Origin of the sequence: Teichococcus deserti, assembly GCF_001982615.1 — a bacterium.
GTDB lineage: Bacteria > Pseudomonadota > Alphaproteobacteria > Acetobacterales > Acetobacteraceae > Pseudoroseomonas > Pseudoroseomonas deserti.
Genome location: NZ_MLCO01000161.1, coordinates 1 through 8,019 on the forward strand (window position 1 = coordinate 1; position 8,019 = coordinate 8,019).

General features: G+C 68.4%; 3 protein-coding genes. 2 read left to right on the forward strand and 1 reads right to left on the reverse strand.

The features are described from left to right. Positions 1-41: 41 nt before the first annotated feature. The gene (locus tag BKE38_RS16250; protein ID WP_076958334.1) at positions 42-1,163 is read right to left on the reverse strand and encodes an NAD(P)/FAD-dependent oxidoreductase; all 1,122 of its coding nucleotides are present in this window, start codon (positions 1,161-1,163) and stop codon (positions 42-44) included. A gap of 195 nt (positions 1,164-1,358) precedes the next feature. Here BKE38_RS16250 and BKE38_RS16255 point away from each other — a divergent pair, with 195 nt between their 5' ends. Both BKE38_RS16255 and BKE38_RS32875 read left to right on the forward strand, forming a co-directional pair. Next, positions 1,359-2,741: a phenylacetate--CoA ligase family protein gene (locus tag BKE38_RS16255; protein ID WP_076958335.1), complete on the forward strand. Its 1,383-nt coding sequence runs from the start codon at positions 1,359-1,361 to the stop codon at positions 2,739-2,741. Between the two features lie 348 nt (positions 2,742-3,089). Continuing rightward, on the forward strand, positions 3,090-8,019 hold a 4,930-nt coding region (locus tag BKE38_RS32875), incomplete at its 3' end, for a beta strand repeat-containing protein (protein WP_278247628.1).

The window sequence follows — 8,019 nt, forward strand, 5'->3', positions numbered from 1 at the left end:
CTACCAGGACGTCCACGGTGGGGGCGCCGGGGGGGCGCGCGTCAGGCCGCGTGGCGAACATCGAAGCGTCTCGCAGTGAAAAGATCCAGGGCAGGGTCCAGCGCGCCGGCGGCGATCATCGGCGCCAGGCGGTTGGCATGGGTGCCGGCCAGCGTCACGCCGGAATGGCAATTGGCGGTGAAGGCGCCGGGGAAGCGCTCGGACTGGTCGTAGATCGGCAGGCCATCGGGGGCCATGACGCGCAGGGCGGACCAGGCGCGCACCAGGTTGAGGTCGGCGATCCAGGGGAAGCACTGCACGGCGCGCTGGGCCATGCGGCGCATGATCTCGGGCTTCTGGCTGACGTCGAAGCCGGCATCCTCCTTGCTGTCGCCGATCAGCAGGCTGCCTTCCTCGGTCTGGCGCAGGCTGACGGTGGGCATCGGCAGGAGGTTGCGGGCGCGCTCGGTGACCAGGATCTGGCCGCGCTCCGGCCGCACCGAGGCTTGCAGCCCGAAACGCGGGGCGAGCTCGGCATTGCCCAGACCCGCGGTCAGCACGACGCGTGGCGCCTCGGCCACGTCGTCGCCGGCCTCGATCCGGAAGTCGTGGGGGGCCGCCTTGCTGCCGGTCAGGCGGGCATTCGGGCGATAGGTGCCGCCCAGGTCGGTGAAGCCGCGATGCAGCGCCCGCAGCAGATAGAGCGGGCTGGCATGCCCGTCATAGGGCGTCCAGCTGACGCCGACGACCTTGGGGCCGAGGCCAGGCAGCATGTCGCGCGCCTCCGCGCCGCGGATCATGCGGTAGTCCAGGCCGAAATTCCCGGCCTCCCGCTGCAGCCGGGCCATGTACGCCGAGCGCGCCTCGAATTCCTCCTCCGACAGGCAGAGGCTGACGCCGCCCGGCTGCTGCAGCCCGGTGCCGATGCCGGTCCTGTCCTTCAGATCGGCGGCCAGCGACGGCCATTCCTCGGCCGAGCCGCGGGTCCAGCGCTGGTAATGCGGCGCCCCAAGCCCCTTGGACTGCACCCAGACCAGGCCGAAATTGCCACGGCTGGCGCGGAAGGCGATGTCGCCCTCGTCCAGCAGCAGGCAGCGCAGCCCGAGCCGCTGCAGGCCGAAGCCGATGGCGGCGCCGACCAGGCCGCCGCCGATCAGGATGGCGTCGAAGCGTTGCGGGGTCATCAGCGGCTTTCTCCCGTCAGCAGCCGGTCGATCGGGCCGCGGCAGGGCAGCGCGGCGGGCGAGCAGGTCCTTCGACCGATAGAGGCGAAGCGGTCCCGGGGCAACGGCGTCCTGACCATCGGCCTGCCGCGGCGAGGGGCCTTTTGCTTCGCGCCGAAGCTGATATTGAAGCGGAAGGCTGACGGATCGGATCGGATGGCGGCTGGGTCGGATACCAGGGGCGGGGGCGAGGACATCGCCCGGCTGTCCCTGCTGGGCTTCCCGCAGATCCTGCCGCCGGACGCCGCCATCGCCGCGCATGTGCGCAGCCAGCTCAGCCAGCACGCCCGCCTGAACCCCGCCGAGCAGGAAGCGATCTCGCTGCGCCAGCGGCAGCTGCTGCTGGAGCTGGCGCGGCGCCATTCCGATGTCTGGCGCGCCCGCCTGCCGGCTGTCGAGCCGACCCGGGATCCGGCGTCCTGGCAGGCGGTGCCGATCCTGCGCCGGGCCGAGCTGCAGGCCGCCGGCGCCGGTCTGCGCGCCTATGACCCGGCGCGGACGCCGCTCGACGTCAAGGCGGCGCATACCTCCGGCTCCACCGGACAGCCGGTCGAGGTGGAGCGGCTGCTGCCGGTCTACCGCCCGATCTACCAGGCGGTGTCGGAGCTGGAGAAGCGCTGGCACGGGATCGACGGCCGCTCGACCCGGGCGGTGATCCGCGACATGCCCGATGGCGAGCACCGCCAGGTCAGCCTCGACCAGAAGGTCGGCCGGGTGCTGGTGCGCAACATCATCGAGCACCCGGCCGAGGCGCTGCTCGACTGGCTGCGCGGCACCGGGGCGCAGCAGCTGATCACCCTGCCCAGCATGGCGGCGCGGCTCGCCCGGCTGGCGCTGGCCCAGGGCGGCGGGCCGCCGCTCGAGAAGGTGCTGACGGTGGGCGAGACCGTCGACCCCGAGCACCGCCGGCTCTGCGCCGCCGCCTTCGGCGCCCGCCTGGTCGACCGCTATACCTGCGAGGAGCTCGGCTGGATCGCGCTGCAGTGCCCGAAGCACGATCACCTGCATGTCCTGTCCTCGCTGGTGCATCTGGAGATCGTCGACGGCCGGGGGCGGCCCTGCGGCGTCGGCCAGCCGGGCGAGGTGCTGCTGACCGGGCTGCAGGGCTATGCGACCCCGCTGATCCGCTACGCCATCGGCGATGTCGCCGAATGGGGCGCCCCCTGCGACTGCGGCATCACCCTGCCGGTGCTCCGCCGCGTGCTCGGCCGCCGCCGCAACTTCCTGCGCATGCCCGACGGCAGCGAGCGGCTGGCGCGACTTGCCGGCGACCGCTGGCACGCCGCCTTCCCGCAGGTGGCCGAGTTCCGCCTGGTCCAGTACGGCGACGGCATCATCGAGGCCTCGCTGCGCTGCACCACGCCGCTGGACGCGGCGGCGCGCGACCGGGTGGTGGTCTTCCTGCAGGGGGTGCTGGGCCATCCCTTCGACATCCGTGTCGTCGAGACCGCGCGAATCGACTGGGGCAGCCGGCAGAAGCGGGAGGAATTCATCCGCGTCGACACGCCCTGGCCGGGGCCTGTCCGGCGGGAGACCTGACCGCTCCCCTCGCTTGCGGCGCGAGTGGCGCGGCAGGAGGCTCCCGGTCGTGGCGGAAGAATTTTCCGCGCGATAAATTAAAACTCTGAATGAACTGACTTGCTTCAAGTTAAAATAAGAAAGTCATCTTGACACAAAATCCGAAAATCAAATTTTGAGAACAAGGTCACGTTTTGAAACCAGCGTTGTCCTGGAATTTTGTTAATTCAGTCAGTTAACACTGATATTGTTAACCGCATATGTACCAGTCCGCCAAGTTGACCGCCATGGATACTGATTCTCACGATTGCGGCATCGTTGCGCCATGTGTAATTTTCCCGCGCCAAGCACGGCGTGAGGGGGCTCGAAGTGGCTGACATTTTTGGTACGACCAGCGGCAGCGATCTAAGCGGTCAGGCCACTGACGGCGACGACATTTTCCACGCCAGCACGGGCTCCGACACCGTCGATGGCGGCGCGGGCAACGACACCGCCCGCTACATGAACCTGTCGGGCATCGAGTCGCTGGTCGCCTCGGCCACCGTCTGGGTGGACGGCGCCGGCCACATCAGCGACGCGATGGAGGTCCACAAGGACGCGGCCATCGACACCCTCAACAACTTCGAGGTGATCTCGGCCTCTGGCGAGATGGAGCGGACCTTCAAGGTGCGCATCGACCAGGATCCGGCAGCCGAGGTCCCGGTCGGCGCCAAGATCGACCTTGCCGCCCATACCTTCACGCTGCAGGCGTCGAATGCCGGCGACACGCTGACGGAAGAGCAGCAGGCCTATTCCAAGAGCATCCATTTCTTCCAGAACGCCATCGGCAGCGACCAGGGCGACACGCTGATCGGCAACGCCGGTGACAACGAGCTCGACGGCGGCGCCGGCAACGACGTGCTGAGCGGCGGCAATGGCAACGACCTGCTCTACGGCAATGCCGGCGACGACGTGATCGACGGCGGCGAGGGCAACAACACTCTCATCGGCGGCGACGGCAACGACGTCTTCATCGGCTCGCTCGAGGGCAGCAACGAGATCGTTGGCGGCACGATCGCGCTCGCCAACCAGGGCAGCGTCATCGACCTTGGCAGCGTCACCGCCGACACCGGCTACGACACCATCGACTACAGCGAGGCCGGCGGCCCTGTCTCCCTCGGCCTCGTGGGCGTCATGTCCGGCACGGCGATTCTGGCCGTCGACAAAGACGGCAACGTGGACCAGGCTCGCCAGGTCGAGAAGGTCATCGGCAGCAGCGGCGCCGGCGACGTCATCGATGGCCGCACCCTGGACACGATGTCCGGCAGCACGGCGGAGCCGGCGCAGGCCAGCCTGGACGTCGACCTCGGCGCCGGCACGGTGAAGATCAAGTTCGGCAATCCGGACTTCGCCCCTGAGTTGCCCGATGGCCTGAGCCTCGACGTCGAAGGCTTCGAGATCGTCGAAGGCTCGGCGCTTGGCGACACCATCTCCGGCGGCACCAGCACGGCCAGCCTGACGCTGCGCGGTCATGAGGGCGACGACACCCTGGCCGCCGGCCTGGGCAACGACACGCTCGACGGCGGCGCCGGCAACGACACCCTGAAGGGTGGTGCCGGCAACGACCTGCTGGTCGGCGGTGCGGACGACGACACCTTCGTCGCCTCCCTGTCCGGCACCGGCCGCTACATCGGCGGCGTGATGAGCGGCTGGGCCGGCAGCACGGTCACGGCCGACGACGGCATCGACACCGTCGACTACAGTGAGATCACCGGCTCTGTCGCCGTCGCCTTCAGCGTCGGTTCCAGCACGCTGGCCGCGACCATCACCAAGAAGGATGCCGACGGCGTCACGCAGGGCACCGACTTTGCCTTCCAGACTGAAGGCTTCATCGGCACCTCCGGCAGCACCGACACCCTCGACGGCCACGGCCTGGACGTCGTCTCGGGCGCCAGCCTGAACGTCGATCTGGGTTCCGGCACGCTCGAGATCGAGTTCGCCGACTCGTCCTATGGGTCGGGCATCGAGGGCAGCAAGACCTACGCGGTCAGCGGCTTCGAGATCGTCGAAGGCACCGCCCGCGGCGACACCATCACCGGCGGCACCAGCACGGCCGACCTGACGCTGCGCGGCCATGACGGCGACGACACCCTGACCGGCGGCCTGGGCAACGACACCCTCGAGGGTGGCCTCGGCAACGACACCATCGCCGGCGGCGCGGGCACCAACACCCTGGACGGCGGCGCCGGCAACGACACCTTCCTCGGCTCGCTCGCTGGCAGCGACACCATCAATGGTGGCTCCGGCACCGATACCCTCGACTACAGCGGCATCAGCGGCTCGAACGGCATCAGCCTCGAGCTCGATGTCGTCGACGGCGCCGCGACCGTCCGCATCGAGAAGGGCCTGGGCAACGGTGTCGACACCGCCACGCTGGTCGAGGTCATCTCCGGCACGGCCGACCTGAACGACGTCATCGACGGGCGTGAGCTCGACAACCTGGCGCCGATCTCCGGCGACCCCGGCGCCCGGCTGATGGTCGACCTGGGCTCGGGTTCCGTGCAGGTCGTCACCTCGGGCGGCAGCGGCTACAGCCCGCACAGCTACACGGTCGCGGGCTTCGAGGAGGTCCAGGGCACCAAGAACGGCGACGTCATCACGGGCGGCAGCAGCACGTCCGACCTGAAGCTCTACGGCAATGACGGCAACGACACCCTGACCGGCGGCCTCGGCAACGACACCCTCGATGGCGGTGCCGGCAACGACTGGCTGATCGGCGGCCTGGGCAACGACATCATCAGCGGCGGCATCGGCAACGACACGCTGAGCTACGCCAGCGCCGGCAGCGCCTATAGCGTCGACGTCAACCTGCTCTCCGGCACGGTGACCAAGGTCGGCACCAGCGGGTCGTTCGACCAGATCAGCGACATCGAAGGCATCCAGGGCACCAGCGGCGCCGACACCTTCCGGATGAACGCCGATGAGATGATGATCGACGGCGGCGCCGGCTACGACACGCTCGACTACACCAGCGCCGGCACCGACGTCTCCCTCGGCTTCTCGAACGTCTCCGGCACCCCGGTCACCGTCTTCGAGGACGCCGATGGCGAGTCGCTCGGCATGGCGGCCCGGGTGGAGAAGATCATCGGCAGCAACGGCAGCGAGGACGTCATCGACGGCCGCACGCTGGACGCGCTGCTGCAGAACGGGACGAGCGCCGTCGGCGCGTCGATGAATGTCGACCTCGGCTCCGGCACGGTCGACATCAGCTTCACCAACAGCAGCTACAGCTCTTCGGTCGGTGGCCCGCTCCACTACGATGTCAGCGGCTTCGAGGTGGTCGAAGGCACCGCCAATGCCGACACCATCACCGGCGGCATCAGCACGGCCGACCTGACGCTGCGCGGCAACGCGGGCGACGACATCCTGACCGGCGGCGAAGGCAACGACCTGATCGAGGGCGGCGTCGGCAACGACACGATCTATGCCAGCCTCGGCGAGGACACGATCCGCGGCGGCGACGGCAACGACACGCTGAGCTACGCGTCGCTGGACGGCGGCGATGAGGACATCGACATCCATGTCGATCTGGTCGAAGGCACCGTGCGCAAGCACGGCGATGGCAGCCTCTACGACAGCTTCACCGGGATCGAGAAGATCGTCGCCACCCAGAACAACGACTACTTCTACATGGGTTCCGGCGCCATCGAGATCGACGGCGGCGAGGGCTTCGACACCGTCTACTACAACCGCGTGGACGAAGCGCAGAACGGCGTCACCATCTCGCTGGACCGCGTCGTGACGGGCGACGGCATCGCCGCCGGCCACAAGTTCACCAATATCGAAGGCGTCGTCGGCAGCGATGGCGATGACTGGATCATCGGCGACGTGACCGCCGACGAAGACTACCGGGAAGGCGTCAACAACCGCTTCGAAGGCGGCGATGGCGACGACATCCTGGATGGCGGCTTCGGCAACGACACGCTGCAGGGCGGCCGCGGCAACGACGTGCTGATCGGCGGCGAGGGCAACGACACCGCCGACTTCAGCGATCTGGACGTCGGGGTCGAGGTGCGCCTGGACAAGGGCTATGCCGAGACGCGCGTCACCGGCGACGCGACGCCGGAGCATGACGACCTGATCTCGATCGAGCATGCCGTCGGGACCCGTTACGACGACCTGATCATCGGCGATGCAGGCAAGAACCATCTCTACGGCGGCTCGGGCAACGACAAGCTCCAGGGCGGCGCCGGCGCCGACTTCCTGGACGGCGGCGAGGGCATCGACACCGCCTCCTACGCCAACGCCACCAGCGGCGTCACCGCGGCGCTGACCGACTATGACAGCGACGCGCCGAGCGACTTCACGATCTTCACGCCGCTGCCGAGCTCGATCAACACCGGTGACGCGGCGGGTGACACCTACAGCAGCATCGAGAACCTCGAAGGCTCGAAGTTCGCCGATGCGCTCTACGGCAACTCGGAGAACAACCACCTCTACGGCCTGGCCGGCAAGGACTCGCTCTACGGCGGCGCCGGCGACGACGTGCTGGAAGGCGGCCTGGATGCCGACGCCCTGAACGGCGGCGAGGGCAGCGACTTTGCCAGCTACGAGAACGCAGCCTCTGCGGTCGAGGCCTCGCTGGTTGCCCGCAAGAACACGCCGACGGCGATCACCACCAACAACGAGGCCTCGGGCGACACCTATGTGTCGATCGAGAACCTGCGCGGCTCGAAGTTCAACGACCTGCTGACGGGTGACGCGAACGGCAACATCCTGCAGGGCCTGGACGGCAACGACACCCTCGACGGTGGCGCCGGCAACGACACGCTGGAGGGCGGCGCCGGCAATGACTGGCTGCTGGGTGGCACCGGCGATGACTGGCTGGTCGGTGGCCTTGGAAACGACACCCTCGATGGCGGCGAGGGCGGCAGCGACACGGTCGACTACCGCTATCGCGAGACGGGCGTCACGGTGAACCTGGCCACCGGCATTGCCGGCAGCGGCACTGACCGCGACACGCTGATCAGCATCGAGAACGTCGTCGGCTCCAACCTCGATGACACGCTGATCGGCAACGATCGCGACAACATCCTCCGCGGCGGCTGGGGCAACGACACGCTGATCGGCGGCGGTGGCGTCGATTACTTCGACGGTGGCGAAGGTGTCGACACGGTCTCCTATGCTTCCGAGACGGGCGGCATCTCGCTCGACCTGACCGCGCAGGAGAATTCGACCGGCGCCGCGGCCGGCGAGACCCTGGTCAACATCGAGAGCCTGATCGGCGGCTCGGGCAACGACACGCTGAAGGGCGATGTCC